The 15,973-nt window shown below is 41.2% G+C and carries 16 protein-coding genes; 7 read left to right on the top strand and 9 right to left on the bottom strand.

The genetic code is table 11. The features are described from left to right. Positions 1-64: 64 nt before the first annotated feature. The 4 genes from NST73_RS03195 to NST73_RS03180 all read right to left on the bottom strand — a co-directional run bounded on the left by NST73_RS03195 (position 65) and on the right by NST73_RS03180 (position 5,433). Positions 65-2,272 carry a transglutaminaseTgpA domain-containing protein gene (locus NST73_RS03195; protein ID WP_342499375.1) on the bottom strand — a complete coding sequence of 736 codons (2,208 nt, stop codon included), beginning with the start codon at positions 2,270-2,272 and terminating at the stop codon, positions 65-67. Positions 2,273-2,281: 9 nt separating this feature from the next. Then, the gene (locus NST73_RS03190) at positions 2,282-3,472 is read right to left on the bottom strand and encodes a DUF58 domain-containing protein (RefSeq protein WP_342499374.1); all 1,191 of its coding nucleotides are present in this window, start codon (positions 3,470-3,472) and stop codon (positions 2,282-2,284) included. Next, on the bottom strand, positions 3,469-4,431 hold the full coding sequence (locus NST73_RS03185; RefSeq protein ID WP_017366721.1) for a MoxR family ATPase: 963 nt from the start codon (positions 4,429-4,431) through the stop codon (positions 3,469-3,471). Before NST73_RS03185 ends, NST73_RS03190 begins: the two co-directional genes overlap by 4 nt. Positions 4,432-4,533: 102 nt before the next feature. Then, positions 4,534-5,433 (bottom strand): cation diffusion facilitator family transporter, encoded by a 900-nt coding sequence (locus tag NST73_RS03180; RefSeq protein WP_024719381.1) that lies wholly within the window; start codon positions 5,431-5,433, stop codon positions 4,534-4,536. A 482-nt stretch (positions 5,434-5,915) separates the two neighbouring features. Here NST73_RS03180 and gabP point away from each other — a divergent pair, with 482 nt between their 5' ends. The 3 genes from gabP to NST73_RS03165 all read left to right on the top strand — a co-directional run bounded on the left by gabP (position 5,916) and on the right by NST73_RS03165 (position 9,573). Then, complete coding sequence (gene gabP, locus NST73_RS03175) at positions 5,916-7,304, top strand: GABA permease (RefSeq protein WP_342499373.1); 1,389 nt, start codon at positions 5,916-5,918, stop codon at positions 7,302-7,304. Positions 7,305-7,401: 97 nt separating this feature from the next. Further along, positions 7,402-8,931, top strand: coding sequence for a multicopper oxidase domain-containing protein (locus tag NST73_RS03170; RefSeq protein WP_024719379.1), 1,530 nt, complete (start codon positions 7,402-7,404; stop codon positions 8,929-8,931). Between the two features lie 267 nt (positions 8,932-9,198). After that, the gene (locus NST73_RS03165) at positions 9,199-9,573 is read left to right on the top strand and encodes a carboxymuconolactone decarboxylase family protein (RefSeq protein WP_007496965.1); all 375 of its coding nucleotides are present in this window, start codon (positions 9,199-9,201) and stop codon (positions 9,571-9,573) included. 218 nt (positions 9,574-9,791) lie between these two features. Here the strand turns inward: NST73_RS03165 and NST73_RS03160 are convergent, their stop codons facing one another. Both NST73_RS03160 and NST73_RS03155 read right to left on the bottom strand, forming a co-directional pair. Next, positions 9,792-10,841: a hypothetical protein gene (locus NST73_RS03160; RefSeq protein ID WP_259254941.1), complete on the bottom strand. Its 1,050-nt coding sequence runs from the start codon at positions 10,839-10,841 to the stop codon at positions 9,792-9,794. Between the two features lie 73 nt (positions 10,842-10,914). Continuing rightward, positions 10,915-11,283: an RlpA-like double-psi beta-barrel domain-containing protein gene (locus NST73_RS03155; protein WP_003213878.1), complete on the bottom strand. Its 369-nt coding sequence runs from the start codon at positions 11,281-11,283 to the stop codon at positions 10,915-10,917. A 210-nt stretch (positions 11,284-11,493) separates the two neighbouring features. On the opposite strand from NST73_RS03155, the gene NST73_RS03150 reads away from it, so the two are divergent. The 3 genes from NST73_RS03150 (at position 11,494) to NST73_RS03140 (ending at position 13,249) form a co-directional block, all read left to right on the top strand. Further along, positions 11,494-12,168 (top strand): hypothetical protein, encoded by a 675-nt coding sequence (locus NST73_RS03150; protein WP_041093255.1) that lies wholly within the window; start codon positions 11,494-11,496, stop codon positions 12,166-12,168. A gap of 124 nt (positions 12,169-12,292) precedes the next feature. Next, on the top strand, positions 12,293-12,760 hold the full coding sequence (locus NST73_RS03145) for a hypothetical protein (protein ID WP_017359850.1): 468 nt from the start codon (positions 12,293-12,295) through the stop codon (positions 12,758-12,760). Between the two features lie 138 nt (positions 12,761-12,898). Further along, entirely contained in the window at positions 12,899-13,249 is a 351-nt protein-coding gene (locus NST73_RS03140; protein ID WP_008344359.1) for a DUF4064 domain-containing protein, read from the top strand. 45 nt (positions 13,250-13,294) lie between these two features. Here NST73_RS03140 and NST73_RS03135 read toward each other — a convergent pair whose 3' ends face one another. Then, positions 13,295-13,720 carry a hypothetical protein gene (locus tag NST73_RS03135; protein ID WP_039170032.1) on the bottom strand — a complete coding sequence of 142 codons (426 nt, stop codon included), beginning with the start codon at positions 13,718-13,720 and terminating at the stop codon, positions 13,295-13,297. Positions 13,721-13,926: 206 nt separating this feature from the next. Between NST73_RS03135 and NST73_RS03130 the strand changes: the two genes are divergently transcribed. Further along, the gene (locus tag NST73_RS03130) at positions 13,927-14,805 is read left to right on the top strand and encodes a D-alanyl-D-alanine carboxypeptidase family protein (protein ID WP_342499372.1); all 879 of its coding nucleotides are present in this window, start codon (positions 13,927-13,929) and stop codon (positions 14,803-14,805) included. A 35-nt stretch (positions 14,806-14,840) separates the two neighbouring features. Here the strand turns inward: NST73_RS03130 and NST73_RS03125 are convergent, their stop codons facing one another. After that, positions 14,841-15,452 (bottom strand): FMN-binding negative transcriptional regulator, encoded by a 612-nt coding sequence (locus NST73_RS03125; protein WP_342499371.1) that lies wholly within the window; start codon positions 15,450-15,452, stop codon positions 14,841-14,843. A 22-nt stretch (positions 15,453-15,474) separates the two neighbouring features. Further along, positions 15,475-15,927 (bottom strand): MarR family transcriptional regulator, encoded by a 453-nt coding sequence (locus NST73_RS03120; RefSeq protein WP_142154203.1) that lies wholly within the window; start codon positions 15,925-15,927, stop codon positions 15,475-15,477. Positions 15,928-15,973 lie beyond the last annotated feature (46 nt).

Raw genomic sequence — 15,973 nt, 5'->3', positions numbered from 1 at the left:
TTCATGTATTTTAGAAGGTTTTAATATTCACCTATTCTAACAACAGGAAGGTACGGGGTCAAGACTATCTCCTGTTTATTAAATTTTCCCATAACTTCACCGACTGCCGCCAAAGCGCCGACGCATCTTCTCGCCTGTAGAGCGCCCGCTCATAGAACTGCGTTAGTTCAGACATGTGATGATTCCCTTCCTTGTCATCGATCAAAGAAGCAAATTCTCTTAGCGTCATGCCTGGCTTTTTCTCAATCCCTCTGCGCCTTAGCTGTTTTAATAGAGCAGCATATGCGTAGAAAAAAGCTTCCTCATCTGGCAGACGTTTTACCTTTCTCACAATAAAGATTGGCAGCCATCTTGCTCTGAACCGGTAAAGCATCCAGCCTATGAAACCAAGAAAGACAATCACACCTGCTGCGTAGCACAAGATTGAACCAACATGAACCATACTTGGCTTTGCTTTAGTTGCTTGTTCCTCTTGTTTTGCCGCCTGTTCTGGTTCTTGTTGCTGCGGCTGTTGTGTCTGCTCGTTTTCTTGTTGATCAGATGCGGGCTGATCTTTTTCATCCTGTTGATCATCTGTTTGGTCGTTGTTAGCCGTGGTTTCATTCGTAAATGTCTCTGGGTTCGTGAACCCTTTTGTCGGTTCGAATGTCACCCAGCCACGGTTTGGAAAATACACCTCTACCCATGAATGCGCATTGTTATTGGTCACTTCATACACATTGTTTCCATCCATTTGTGTTTCATATAACTGACCTGACGTGTACCCTTTCACCCATCTCGCCGGAATTCCAATCGAGCGAAGCATGACAATCATAGAGGTTGAAAAGTTATCACAATAGCCAATCATCGTATCAAATAAGAACTGATCCACATAGTCTTCGTCACGCTCAGGCACAGCGACATTTTGGGTTTCATATGAAAACTTCGCAGATCCTAAATAATCCTCAATCGCTTTTGCTTTATCATACATATTATCCTTCGTTTCCGTTAAGCTGTTCGCCAATGTTTTCACACGCTCTGGCAGCGAGGATGGGAGCTGCAAGTATTCACGTCCGACCTGCTGGTTCACTTGCTGCTTGGTCGGTACTTTGATCCGCTGTAAATCCTCTAGGATAAATGTAGGTGATAAGAAGCTGACTCGATAGTTCCCTAAATTTTTGGGCGGGTTTTGAGTGGACGGGACAATTTTCTCCGTTTTGCCCATCATTTGTAGTGGAATGTTTTCCATTGGCGTCAGCATAACCGTACCAATCGGATAAACAGCATGATTAAATCGATAATTTGATTCCATATCGACTCTCGTTTCATGCTCCTCTGTTTTCACGCGATTGGTAAACCACCGGTTCGGCACCTCATTCCCTTTTAACCGAGTAGGTTTCGTATCATTTGAAGCATCCTCCCAGCCTTTCCCCGTGTAAATACTTTTTGTTTCTACACGAAAATAAGACGGCTCTTTTCCGCTCCATTTAAATACCGGTGTACGGTCCTCACTAAACGGTCCCCCAAGCGACGAATCATCCGCACTATATCCCACCTTATTCTGCCCGGTGGAACCATCTTGATTCGTGACCGCTTTAAAAAACGGAACAGGGTCAGGCCATTTCGGATCAGATTTTGGCAAAGAAGCACCGAGTGATGCTGATACAAGAACAAGTGCCAGCATGGGTAAGAACCAATTGAGACGCGCTTTCTGTGACACCCGCACACCTTCAGCCGAACGAAGCCGGTCGAAATAGAGCAGGCCAAGCAAACAAAAGCCAAATACCATAATTCGAACGATCGCAAAAGTCGCATCATAAGGTGTAAACGTATCAAGAATCGTGACATATACAATCGTCATCAGTAAAAAGAAAAAGATACGCTGCTGATACACAACCCAATAATGAAGCAAATAAACAAGTAGCCAAAGCAAAATATAAAACAACAATGTGCGGAAAGACGGATACATGTCACTCCACATGCCCATGCTCATCAAAGAAATATTATCTTGAATATCAGCAAACAGCGCAGGCAGATAACTTGGCTCTGATTGATAAAAAATCAAATATAATGCGAGCAAGATCAATCCAGCACAAATAGGAAACGTCACATACCACTTCAATCGAAAGAACGTAAACAAACACGTAAGCCCTATAAAAATGATGAAATAAGACGTATGACTCGTCTCTGTAAAATCTTGAAGCGGACGAAGCCACTCCCAAAGCAGCAGAAATGCGACAGCATAATAGATGAACAACTCAAAACGGCTTTGCCGCTGATGCATATGCAGCATAAATGTTTGTCACCTCACAGTTCTTTCGTGCAGCCGGTCCTCAAATAAAAGGGTCGTGTGTATCCCAGAAGCTTTAAGCCGGTCCACAAGCTGTTTTTCTTTTGCCGTCAATCGATCAACGGCTCTCTTCACTAAAAGAACGGTGATGTTCTTTCTGTTTCGATTCCCAAGTAAAATGGTAGCAAGCTCTTCTTGCAGATGACCTGTCACCACATACTTTCCTGTCTGCTGGTGCTCAATCGATGTTAATGATTGATAATCAGGTGCACGAGAAGGCTGATACTGCACCTTTGTTAAATAGTAGAGCATGTCCTGTAAATGCCACTCTCCTTGATCCACTCGAAATATGTGCTGATCCCCAAGCGGGACAAGGCCTACCGGCACCCCTTTTTTCACAGCCGTTTGCAGAACCGATGCGGCCATAGATACAATCGTTTCAAAAGCGGCTTCATCTGTAAAATCAGCAAACACCACCAGATCCTTTGTCTGATTCTGTTCAAATTCCTTCGTCATAAGCTGACCTCTTCTAGCTGTTGTCTTCCAGTCCACCCAAGCGAAACGGTCTCCTTGCTGGTATTCACGCACACCTGTCGTCACATTTGTCGGTTCATTTAACCAAGAGTGCACCGCTTTGCCTCCATTTTCATTCACCGATACAGCAGATTCAACCGGAATATTCAACATTTTCGGATACACAAGCAATGTTTTCTCTAGTGGAAGAATCACTTCTTTTTCAACAAACCCAAACATATCACCCGTTTTAATTCTAACCGCCGTCAATTGATGCTCTCCCCGCATGATGTCATTGAATTGATATGAAAATCGCCACGTTTTTCGAAACCAAGGAAAGATCATTCGCTTCATTTCAATCTGTTCCTGTAAATGGAAGGTATCCGGCGGGTCATCCTCAAGTATGACGTACACGTACGGAAATAAATTCGTCCGCTTGATTTCAAGGTCAACAGACAGCACATCCCCTGCCTTTAACCGGGTATGCTGTAATGTCCTTTTGGCTGTTGCACGAAGTGGAACAAGGGCAAACAACAAAGCATACAAAGCATATGGTGAAAATGCATAAAAAAGGAACCAGCTCACAAAACCGCCCTGAAACATGGCATAGCAAAAGGCTGCTGCTGTAAGGAGAAGGAGCATAAACACCCGTAACCATAGTGAAAAAGCGAAACGGTCACGTGACTTCATTGAGTCATCGACTTTTGAACTGGTACGCCAATATGCTCAATCATCTGTCGCAACAGTGTCTCCGCCTTCTTCCCTTCATATGTTGCTTCTGATGTCAAAATCATGCGATGCGGCAATGTGTAAGGCGCCAAATACTGTACATCATCAGGAATCACATAATCCCGCCTGTTCAACAGCGCATACGCCTGAGCCGCTTTCATCAATGCAATTGAACCCCTTGGGCTCACGCCTAAATAGACAGACGGATGATTTCGCGTCGCTTGGGCGATTTCGACAATATATTCTTTAATCGATGCATCCACATGTACGGTCTGAACCGCTTGCTGCAAAGCATGGATATGATCTTTTGTCATGACTGCCTGAAGCGTGTCAATTGGCGATTGTTTCTCCTGCAAATTCAGCACCTCAAGCTCCTCCAGCATGGTTGGATACCCCATCTGCAGCTTAAATAAGAAACGGTCCATTTGCGCTTCTGGAAGTGGATAGGTTCCCTCATACTCCACTGGATTTTGCGTAGCCATCACAAAGAAAGGATCTGCCAGCGGCATCGTTTCTCCGTCTACTGTGACACTGCCTTCTTCCATCGCTTCAAGAAGGGCTGATTGTGTTTTAGGAGAGGTTCGGTTGATTTCATCAGCCAAAATAATCTGCCCCATAATCGGTCCTTGTCTAAATTCAAACTCGTTTGTCTTTTTATTATAAATCGACACACCTGTTACATCTGAAGGCAAAAGGTCAGGCGTAAATTGGATTCGCTTAAACTCACACCCAATGGATTTTGCCAGAGCACGAACCATCATGGTCTTCCCAACGCCAGGCACATCCTCTAATAGCACATGCCCCTTCGCCAAAATCGCAACAAGGCTTAATATCGCAATATCTTTTTTCCCCACCATCACTTTATTGATGTTATCTACGATTTTTTGTAAATCTGAATGCATCGGTTCATCAAATGCCATCCTGATCCTCCTATCACGTTTCCGTCAATTTTCATATAGTCTAACTTTACCATACAACACGCATTTGCATGAAACATCAACACGTAGAAAAAAGAAGCCTTCTCACGATGGAAAAGACTTCTGCTCCTCTTTAGGCTCACTTGCTGGTTCCATATGAACATGAGAGTGTAAAATATCATGCTCCTGCTTCATTCTGCGTTCAATTTCATCTGCAATATCATGGCTTTCTGCGATGTTTAAATGCGGTTCTACTTCAATGACCACATCCACATGGACGGTGCTTCCAAGATAACGAGCTTTAATGTCTTTCAAATCGCCCACTCCTGGTGTCGCTTCAATCGTCTCTTTATATTTAGACATATCTTTTATATGAAAACCGTCCGTTAACGAATGAGACGCATCTCTGAAAATCTCCCACGCCGTTTTACAGATAATTAAGCCAATCACAAACGCAGCAAGCGTATCAACCCACGCCAGCTGAAATTGAGAGGCGATAATTCCGACAAACGTCCCGATACTCACATAAGCATCTGATTTATTATCAGCCGCTGCGGCATATAGCGCCTGGCTATTAATTCGTTTAGACAGTTTACGGTTATACATATACACGCCATACATCACAACAGCACTTCCTGCTGCCGTCCAAGCTGCAATCATATCAGGCGTTTGATGCTCTGATGAGAAAAGCGACTGGCCTGCACTCAGCAAAACCTGAAGCCCGACAAGCATCATAATAAAGGAAGCCACAAGTGACGCAATATTTTCAGCTCTAAAATGACCGTATGGATGATCCTCATCAGGTGGCTTCTGAGAAATACGCAACCCAATTAATACGGCAAGCGAAGCAATGATATCTGTCGTATTATTCAAGCCATCTGCGGAAAGGGCTTCTGAATGAAACACATACCCAATGATCAGTTTGACAGCAGATAAGATCACATAGGCTATAATGCTGACCCAAGCACCTGTTTCACCTTGTCTTAATTCGTTGTAGCGCTCCATACCGAACAGCGCCTCCTCACACATTACTTTTCTATATTTATCTTACAAAGCCAAGCCCGTGTGGGTCTACAGCAACATGATTCGCTTGAATCAGCAAAATAGGATACATAGAAATGTGTTGACCTAAGCAAACTTATTTTTATAAGGTCAATTGACCTCAAGACCCACTCCCATCAATGTTTTTCAAAACCACCCTGAAAAATGAAAAAGAACAAAATGACTCTACTATCTAATTGTCAGAATAGTTTTATTTCAAAACACAACTTTTCTTTCTTCCTTCTTATGCTATTTTTAAGAATGGGCAGAGGAAAATGAGGGAACATAATCTCTCAAATCCTTTATACTTTTTAACATCATGTTAAGAGGTTTGAAATGTCAGTTTGATAACCTGTCCAATGCTGAATGACAATTCAGTATGATAAAATTTAAAATATTCTAAAAACAAACTCTCGAATAAAAGAGAAATGTTTGGAGGTAAAGAAATGTCCAACATGACAAACGGTCTTCAAAAAAACCTTAAGACAAGACATATTTCAATGATCTCCATTGCCGGGGTCATTGGGGCAGGACTATTTGTTGGTAGTGGTGCTGTCATTCATTCTGCAGGGCCTGGATCGATTCTTTCCTATTCATTTGCCGGACTTCTGGTCATCTTTATTATGAGAATGCTTGGAGAAATGGCATGTGCCTATCCGACAAGCGGCTCTTTCTCACAATATGCGAGCGACGCCATCGGCCCGTGGGCCGGGTTTACAATCGGCTGGCTTTACTGGTTCTTCTGGGTGATCGTCATCGCCATTGAGGCCATTGCCGGTGCTGCCATTATTCAATATTGGTATGGAGATGCACCTGTTTGGCTCACAAGTCTTATCCTCACAATCCTCTTAACTTTGACAAATATCTTTTCTGTTAAATCTTTTGGCGAATTTGAATATTGGTTTTCATTGATTAAAGTCGTCAGCATTATTCTATTCCTACTCATTGGTTTTGCATTTATCTTTGGTTTTGGCGGTCATCATACTGCAGGTCTTGCCAATTTAACGGGGAATGGCGGTTTCCTTCCAAACGGATTCGGCTCTGTACTCCTCGGGATTGTCGTTGTCATCTTTTCCTTCATGGGAACCGAGATTGTGGCAATTGCCGCAGGTGAATCAGCAGACCCTGTCAAATCTGTGACAACAGCTACCCGTTCAGTTGTATGGCGTATTATTGTGTTCTACGTCGGGTCGATCGCCGTCGTTGTCACTTTACTCCCATGGAATTCAGCGAATATTTTAACAAGCCCGTTCGTTGCAGTATTAGAATACATCGGTGTCCCATCAGCCGCCCAAGTCATGAACGTCATTGTTTTAACAGCCGTTCTTTCTTGTTTAAACTCCGGCCTATACACAACGTCCAGAATGCTTTATTCATTAGCAGAAAGAGGCGAAGCACCAAAACGTTTTATGAAAATCAGCAAACGCGGTGTCCCTGTAGCAGCGACAGTCGCAGGTACCTTCTTTTCCTATATTGCCGTCATGATGAACTACTTTTACCCTGAAACCATCTTTCTATTTCTAGTCAATGCCTCTGGTGCCATTGCACTTCTTGTCTACTTGGTCATTGCCGTTTCACAATTAAGAATGCGTCGTAAAATTGAAAAAGAAAATCCAGCACAACTCAAAATCAAAATGTGGCTGTTCCCATACCTTACGTACTTTACCATTTTGGTCATCTGCGCCATCTTGGCCTCTATGCTGTTTATCGAATCGATGAGACCTCAGCTCATACTGACAAGCATCATTACCATCGGTGTACTAGCCGCCTACTTCATCTTTAAACCAAACAAAAAAGTGCCTGCAAGTGCAGCGCTTGAAAATAAACACCCTTAATTCTCCCGCTAAAAAGCGGGTTTTTTTATTTTATTCACCTATTTGGATGTCCGCACTTATAATGTATCAAATTGATTTTAAGTGAGGATTAGTCAACATGAACCTAGAAAAGTTTGTTGACGAGCTGCCAATTCCAGAAGTCGCAGAGCCCGTCAAAAAAAACCCAAGACAAACGTATTATGAAATCGCTATGGAGGAGGTGTTCCTAAAAGTTCATAGAGATCTGCCCCCAACCAAGCTATGGACCTATAATGGCAGTTTGCCGGGTCCAACCATTAAAGCGAATCGAAATGAAAAGGTCAAAGTGAAATGGATGAACAAATTGCCGCTGAAACACTTCCTGCCTGTCGATCATACCATTCATGCTGGACATCATGATGAACCCGAAGTCAAAACAGTCGTTCACCTGCATGGGGGCGTGACACCTGCAAGCAGTGACGGTTATCCGGAGGCTTGGTTTTCGCGAGACTTTGAAGCGACCGGCCCCTTCTTTGAACGAGAGGTTTACGAATACCCTAATCACCAGCAAGCATGCACATTGTGGTATCACGATCATGCCATGGCATTAACACGATTAAATGTATACGCCGGATTAGCTGGCTTTTATTTGATCTCAGATGCGTTTGAAAAATCACTCGAATTACCGAAAGATGAATATGATATCCCTTTAATGATCATGGACCGGACATTCCAGGAGAATGGCGCACTGTTTTACCCAAGTAGACCAAATAACACACCAGAAGATAGTGACCTTCCAGATCCCTCCATCGTGCCATTTTTTTGCGGGGAAACGATTTTAGTCAATGGAAAAGTATGGCCATATTTAGAAGTAGAGCCTCGAAAATATCGTTTTCGTATCTTAAACGCGTCCAATACAAGAACTTACGAGCTTCATCTAGATAACGACGCCACAATCTTACAAATTGGATCTGATGGTGGCTTTTTGCCAAGACCTGTTCATCACCAATCTTTTAGCATTGCACCTGCTGAACGTTTTGATGTCATCATCGACTTCTCAGCTTACGAAAACAAAACGATTGTTTTAAAAAATACGGCAGGTTGCGGTCAGGATGTCAATCCAGAAACAGATGCGAACATTATGCAATTTAAAGTCACTCGTCCGCTCAAAGGAAGAGCAGCTAAAACATTGCGTCCGATCTTCAAACCACTGCCACCGCTCCGGCCGAGCCGAGCTGATAACGAGCGAACGCTAACGCTTACTGGCACACAAGATAAATATGGGCGCCCGATTTTATTACTAGATAACCGGTTTTGGAATGATCCTGTCACGGAAAATCCTCGACTTGGTAGTGTAGAGGTATGGAACATTGTCAACCCAACAAGGGGCACACACCCTATTCATTTACATCTTGTTCAATTTCGGGTGATTGATAGAAGACCATTCGATACAGACATCTATCAATCAACAGGTGAAATCGTGTACACGGGACCAAATGAAGCGCCTCCTTTGCATGAACAAGGCTACAAGGATACAATTCAGGCGCATGCTGGTGAAGTCATTCGCATCATCGCTCGGTTTGTCCCATATAGCGGACGATATGTGTGGCATTGTCACATTTTAGAACACGAGGATTATGACATGATGCGGCCGATGGATATCATTTAGTAAATATGAAACCTCCTCTCTCTTAATTGCGTAATATGAAAAGGGCTAACAGCTTCTATATATTAGCCCTCTATTTTCTTTTCAATCTCCATGAGAAAAAACGAACAATGTATCGCATGAATGGCATTTTTTTGAACATTCCACACTTAAAAAGTTGACGAAGTAAACCGATAATACTACTATATACCCATTACCTCTATCAAAAGGCACTTAAGAAACCATGCACGAACAAATAGAAAATCGTCATAAAAAACGGAGGAGTTCAATTTGAATGAAGAAAAAGAGACTTGCCAGGTCAAGCAAGAAACAGTGGCAGGTAACAGGGAGAAGCTTTCAATTCATGAAAATGAGAGCATTCGATCAAACATTGAACAACTAACAATTGAACTCGGTGAACAAAAAGAATTCAATCACTTCATATTAGATGAAAAACAGAAGGCCATCAGCACATTATCGGCTCTCATTGCAAAAGGTGATTGTGATGAAGAGTTAAAAGCTCATTTTGTACAAGCATTACATATCGGGCTCTCTGTTATAGAGATTATGGAGATCATTAAGCACTGTACAAAGGTTGCAGGATTCCCTCATTCCATTAATGCCTTGTTTATTTTTCAAAACTTACTAGATGAAAACAATAAATAAATAAGAGAAAACGAGAAGTCTTCTGTCCTCTCGTTTTTTTATTTCCACTTACTTTACTCTCTTACGCTGATTCTGTCACAGTAGCAAAATATCAAAATACCACTCATTTCCTTGCTTAAAAAGTGATGTTCATTTCACAAATCCGCATTTTTCACCGACACATCCCATGACAAAATAAAAAAACGTCCAGTTATATAAAATAACTGAACGCGCACCTTTTACCGATTGACAGTGAAATTGTTAACAATCCCGCCTTCTTTCTCCCAAGCGGTTTCTACTGTTTTCTTCTTAATATCATATTCAAAAATGGTTCTGACCTTCGCCTTTCGTCCTGTGTCATCCTTTAATTCCTTTGCGTTCTTTGCAACACCTAAGAAATAAACAGATGTACCATCCGCAGAAAATTGCGGCTGGGCAGCACTTAAAATACGCACATCTTGGCTGTTTTTAACGAGTGTCTTTGTTTTTCCTGTATCTACATCCATCACCTTAATAGATGATACTTCTTTTTCATTTCGAACCTTCACTTCTGTATAAATGAGTTTTTTATGATCTGGTGAAAAAGAAATATCATTGATGGTTTGAGAAATACGTGCAATTCGCTTTCCCTTCTCACCTGTTTGAAGGGTAATCTTCATGGTCGTTGGTTCAGGATCCATTCCTTTTTCATTTGCCTCATCCGTCTTTTTATAATCCTCTTTTAACGAATAATGCTGAATGGCCAACAGATTTGATGCTGGATCATAAGCAAAAGAACTCACCGTATCATCATCACTTTTTTCTGGATATAACACTTTCACTTTCTGTGTTTTCAAATCAAAAGACGCTACATAAAATTGCTCACCTGAATCCTTGTTATACCTTAAATATAACTGTTTTCCGTCACCAGAAAGTCTCATACTGTCGATTGAATCGTCACTCGTAAAGAGCGTTTTTTCTTTATCCGTTTTCACATTCAATTCCCGTATACTTACTTTTTGTGTGTCTTCATCTGTATACGTGTAATATAAAAGCTGCTTCGTCTGATCATAAGCAATTGAAGGATATGCTGTCAGTTTCTCTGTATGAAGCGCCTTGTCATGCAAGTAATAAGTATTGTTTAACTTTTGATCCGTAAATGAAACAAGCAATTCGTCTTTTGCATCTTGATTTGTTTTCACTTTTCCTGCATGTTTTGCCTCTTGCCCCGGCTTCATCATGAAGAAGATGACGGCCGCAATCACTACGACTCCAATTACTGTGATGATCCACCATGTTGATTTTTTCATTGACTTTCAGACCCTCTCCACAAGAAAAGAAGCCAGAAAATGAACTTTTCCCGCTTCTTTGCATGCCTATGTATTAATAAGTGTAATGCCCTTTGACGACACCTTTACTTGTTTTATACCCAAGTGCTTTGAATGCTTTCGGACTTACGTCTAATACTGCGTTTGGCATTCTACCTACATCATATTTATATACTGTAATCACTTTATGTGGTTTCGCTTTTGTTGTCACTCTTAGTTTTGTACCTTTTTTCGGTACGTCAAATCCCATTTTCGTTGCTGCATCCCAATGACCGAGTTTTTTTCCATCTGCGCCTTTTTTACCGACACCATTATACCATGTAATATTGCCGCTTACTTTTTTTGCACTTGCTCCATGTGAGAAACTAAACGCTAAAAATAAACTAGCTACTGTTACGATTGTCGCGATAAGCTTTTTATTCATTAAAAAATCCTCCGTATTTGGTTTCTGACCCTATTATACATGAAGATGCACCCAGTTATTTTACAGTCACATTACAATTCGAATACAAGTTGACCACTTAATGACCGATTTTGTTCATAAATTTCACCAAAAACAGCCAGAACATTGTCAGTAGATCCCTCCCTTTTGTTTTATATAATAGAAATGAATCAAAGATAAGGAGGAATTTTCATGAAAAAGTGGTTCATCGTTTTGAGTGTAAGTTTGACCTTCGTATTGATGCTTTCAAGTATTCCTGCCTCTGCGGCTGGTCCTCGTCACGGCGCCATCGTGACACAAACGGATGAAGCCAAATGGTCAGGTATCTCGGCTGATATTGTGCTGCCAAAAACAGCCACTATTAAAAATGGCTATGCCGACTGGTATCTTGGTCTCGGTTCTGCCGTTGTTGAGAGCGGGATTTCAAAAACATCTTCTGGTTATAAGGTATTCCTGGGCACCGGCTCCCAAGGCGGCAGTCAATATTGGAACAGCGAATACGATTCAAGTATTAAAGATGGTGCACGTGTCAACTTAAAGCTCATCAACAATGGTGATGGCACAGTGTCACTATACGTCAACGGGAAACTGCGTTATAAACAGCCTGTTTTCAACCCTAGTCGTCTGAAAGACCTCGATGTCGTCAAAATGGTACACGGCGTACAAGATAATGGAACAAACAGCTACTCGCAAGCAAGCTTCTCTAATGTACAGCTTCGTGCAAATACATCTGGAAGTGTCTATAAAAAATGGGACGGCACCGTCAAATCATCTCTTTTACGCAAAAATCTAGAATCTGGTGCTCCGGCTCCAAAATTCACGGTCATTTCGTCTATCCCACTTAGTACAACCCTTTCAGCACAATAAAACACGAGCACCCAACTTTGGGTGCTTTTGATTGTTCACAGCTTATCAACACTTCTCTTTTAATCAAAACATCAATTCGTGGTAACATAAGCATACATACTTTGAAGAACAAAGGAGAAAGAACGTGAGAAAAAGTCTACTTGTTTTCATGAGTCTTGTTGCAATCTTCTCTATCCTAGCAGCTTGCTCAAATACGGCAAAAGAAGAAAAAACAGAATCTACGGCACTTCCAACGATTAATGAACGCATTCAAAATGAAACGAAAGAGGTCATGGAGCAGTCTAAGCTCGTAAAAGACACAGCGATCACCGTTGATCAAAAGAAAAAAGTCATTTCCTTAAACGTGACGGCTTCATCTGAGACCAATAGTGATTACGCTGAAGTCATTGGTTTGAACTTTGCCAAAACACTAGCTATTGGTGCATCCACTGAAAAGGAAAACAACCTGCATAAACCGGAAAATGACAGCCTCGGCGCCCTCTACTCCTTTTATGACCTAAACATCACCGTGAAACAAGAAAACGGCAAAGTGCTCGCAAAAGGAAAGAAAACAACAAATGAAACAAAGATTACCTGGGAGAGAGCCCAGTAATTGGACAAGAAAATTCTTTATGGATTTTCTTGTTTTTTTTAACAAAACTATTAACATTGTGAAAAGAATGCCGATGAGTAAGATTGTGTTGGTTCTTAAGTACCAATAATTCTTATTTACATATCGGGGGAAAGTATCATGAAAAGAACAACGGAATTTGTTTTAGGCTTAATTGGAGGTATTTTTGGATTTTTCGGTGCAATGTTTGCCATTGCCTTTGGAGGACTCGATGCGGCATTTAGTGAATCAGGTACGAGTCAAATCACAGGATTAGGCTGGGCAGCGATGCTTTTCTCTATTCTTGCTATTGTGGCATCTGTTATCGTGAAGAAAAAAGCAAAGCTTGGCGGGATTTTATTATTAGTATCTGCTGTTGGTGGTATTATTTCTATTTCTATGTTCTTTATCCTTCCAGCTGTATTAATCCTCATCGCAGGATGCATGGGTGTGTTTAGAAAAGAGCCTGTCAAAACAGTTCCAGCTGAATAAAGTTGATATAAAAAAGCTTGTAGAGGGTCGCTCTACAAGCTTCTTTTATTGTATATTTTCATTTAAATCTTCTCTTATGATATCAATCAGCGTGTCAATATCCGAGTGAGCTCTAGATGCTAATCGTACCAGCAAATGATCGATATCCTCATACAAATGACGATCTTTCAACATATACTTCCCATAATACGGAATGACAAAGAAATAGAGCAAATCAGCTACTTCTAGTGCAACGTCATCACCAACTTCATTCTTTAGCGCCTCCCCAACACATTGGATCAGCCAATTCAAATCTTCTTTCTTTTCAATCGGAACGTACATCAGCTGATGAATACGGTCCGTATCTCCCGTTTGTAAAATCTGCTCCGCTGCTCCCTTTGATAGAGCACCAATCTCTTTAGAAGATATATTAAGAACCGCGAATTCATTCTCTGATCTATCTTGATCCATTTGCAGCACGTTTTGGTCCATCTCGACTCACTCCCCGTTCTCAGATACTTTTATTATAAGGAATTCAGCTGATTTTTTATGGAAATAGTGGATTTTTTTATGTAATTTTAAACAAAAAAGAGAACCTAATGATATGATTCAATCTCAATTGGCATAAAAAAACCATTGCACTTTATTTCAATCTATCTCAATATATGTATGTTAGTAGATTGAAAGGGATGAGAGAAATGAAGATGAAACACCCGTGGATCAAAGGAATTATTGTCAGTGTGGTTCTCGTACTTGGGCTTGGAATCTTTCCTATCCAGCTGCCCTTTTTACACATGACTCATGCGACACCAGTCGCAAAAGCAGCTACACCGAAATACGTGACAACAGCGAATGTTCATCTTCGCAAGGGACCTGGAACAAAATATTCAGTGATATTGACCATTCCAAAAGGGAAAAGGATTCCTTATCTTAAAAAGAATGGTTCATGGATTCAAACAAAGTATAAAGGAAAGACGGGTTACGTCAGTTCTAAATATATCAAAAAAGCAGGCAAAAGCTCGCCAGCTTCATATGCTGCTCCTTCCACTAAAACGCCAGGTACGTATGTAAAAGGGATATTGGTTGTGAATAAGAAACATAGACTCCCATCTTCATACAATCCCGGAGAAAACAAACAAGCGAGAAAAGCTGTAAACGCTATGATCGCGAAAGCAAAAAAAGCAAACATCCGACTCACCGCTTTTAGCACCTTCCGTTCATACGACCGTCAGCGTGTCTTGTACAACAATTACGTCGCCTCTCATGGCAAAAAACAAGCAGATCGATTTAGCGCAAGACCAGGCTATTCCGAACATCAAACCGGCCTTGCTTTTGATATCGGCGGTGCCAATTCAAAACATTGGGCTGAAGATTCTTTTGCCAATACGAAAGAAGCGAAATGGCTGGGTAAACACGCCCATGAATTTGGCTTTATCATCCGCTATCCGAAAGGTAAAGAAAAAGTGACAGGCTATCAATATGAACCATGGCACCTCAGATACCTCGGATCAACCAATGCGAAAAAAGTGAAAAAGAGCGGCAAAACCCTTGAAGAATATTTGAACATAAAAGGATAACAACAAAAGCACTCTTTTTCTTCAGAGTGCTCTTTTCATATATTCTTATCTCTCTTTTTCATCGCAGCCGCCATTTCCACTTCACCCTCTGCTTCCAGCTGTTCAATAATGCGAGCATAATCTCTTTCATGGCGATTTTGGCTTAACTTAAAAGCAGCTTGAACTTCATTAATGATGATTTTGAAGCCCACAATCCCTTTCATTTGTTTCTCTAACAGTTCCTCAGATAACGTATCCCATAACACTGGCTGATCTCTATGACTTTCATATGTCTCCAGCATCACTGTTAATTCCTTGACCAATTCTGATTTTTCGAGTAGTGCAGCCTTTCCATATACATGTACAGCTTGATAATTCCAAGTCGGTACGGCTTCTTTCTCATACCATGAAGAGGATATGTAAGCATGCGGCCCTTGAAAAATGACGAGCACCTTCTCATTTTCTTCAAATGTTTTCCACTGAGGATTTCCAATCGCCATATGCCCTGAGATCACATACGAATCGCCAATTTGATGAAAACTCACTGGAATATGGGTCGCAATGGGCTTTTCATTCATTGTCGTCACAACTGTAGCAAATGATTGTGATTGAATAAATGATTTGATTTTCTCCATATCTTTCACTTGAAAAAATGATGGTATATGCATGTTCCCTTCCCCCTTTATTTAATTAATAGCTTCTTTTTATCCCTTTTTTCACATCTTCCCAATCTTTTTCGATATTCTTTCGCACCCTTAGAAGATACTCATAAATCTGTTCCGCTTCCTCTTCAGAAAACCCATCCAGCGCTACCCGATTTGAATGATCATGTTCTCGTTTGATCATTGGATAGACGGCTTTCCCTTTCTCAGTTGGAAACAGCTTCTTGATTTTTTTGTTCACTGAGTCATCTTTTTTCTCAATAAAACCATGCAGCTCTAATTTTTGAATAGCTCGGGCAGCCGTTGTTCGATCTACCTTGATCATCTCTGCTAGTTTTTCCTGAATGATGCCAGGCTCCTCACAAATACGCACAAGATACAAATACTGCCCCTTCGTTAAATCGTACTCTTTAAATTCAATATTACTAATTGAATCAAGTGCCCGAGCAATCACGCCGATCTCCCGCAAAATTTCTTTCATTTACCACGCTTCCTTTTTATTGTATTTACAACAAATTATTAAAATT

This window comes from Bacillus sp. FSL W7-1034, from assembly GCF_038593365.1.
GTDB classification, from domain to species: domain Bacteria; phylum Bacillota; class Bacilli; order Bacillales; family Bacillaceae; genus Bacillus; species Bacillus altitudinis.
Note: the sequence above shows the minus strand (reverse complement) of the source record. Positions and strands in the feature narration are given on the sequence as shown.

Excerpts from the sequence above, each read along its gene's own strand:
- NST73_RS03195 (WP_342499375.1), bottom strand. The coding sequence starts at position 2,272 with ATGCTGCATATGCATCAGCGGCAAAGCCGTTTTGAGTTGTTCATCTAT.
- NST73_RS03190 (WP_342499374.1), bottom strand. The coding sequence starts at position 3,472 with ATGAAGTCACGTGACCGTTTCGCTTTTTCACTATGGTTACGGGTGTTT.
- NST73_RS03185 (WP_017366721.1), bottom strand. The coding sequence starts at position 4,431 with ATGGCATTTGATGAACCGATGCATTCAGATTTACAAAAAATCGTAGAT.
- NST73_RS03180 (WP_024719381.1), bottom strand. The coding sequence starts at position 5,433 with ATGGAGCGCTACAACGAATTAAGACAAGGTGAAACAGGTGCTTGGGTC.
- gabP (WP_342499373.1), top strand. The coding sequence starts at position 5,916 with ATGTCCAACATGACAAACGGTCTTCAAAAAAACCTTAAGACAAGACAT.
- NST73_RS03170 (WP_024719379.1), top strand. The coding sequence starts at position 7,402 with ATGAACCTAGAAAAGTTTGTTGACGAGCTGCCAATTCCAGAAGTCGCA.
- NST73_RS03160 (WP_259254941.1), bottom strand. The coding sequence starts at position 10,841 with ATGAAAAAATCAACATGGTGGATCATCACAGTAATTGGAGTCGTAGTG.
- NST73_RS03155 (WP_003213878.1), bottom strand. The coding sequence starts at position 11,283 with ATGAATAAAAAGCTTATCGCGACAATCGTAACAGTAGCTAGTTTATTT.
- NST73_RS03150 (WP_041093255.1), top strand. The coding sequence starts at position 11,494 with ATGAAAAAGTGGTTCATCGTTTTGAGTGTAAGTTTGACCTTCGTATTG.
- NST73_RS03140 (WP_008344359.1), top strand. The coding sequence starts at position 12,899 with ATGAAAAGAACAACGGAATTTGTTTTAGGCTTAATTGGAGGTATTTTT.
- NST73_RS03135 (WP_039170032.1), bottom strand. The coding sequence starts at position 13,720 with ATGGACCAAAACGTGCTGCAAATGGATCAAGATAGATCAGAGAATGAA.
- NST73_RS03130 (WP_342499372.1), top strand. The coding sequence starts at position 13,927 with ATGAAGATGAAACACCCGTGGATCAAAGGAATTATTGTCAGTGTGGTT.
- NST73_RS03125 (WP_342499371.1), bottom strand. The coding sequence starts at position 15,452 with ATGCATATACCATCATTTTTTCAAGTGAAAGATATGGAGAAAATCAAA.
- NST73_RS03120 (WP_142154203.1), bottom strand. The coding sequence starts at position 15,927 with ATGAAAGAAATTTTGCGGGAGATCGGCGTGATTGCTCGGGCACTTGAT.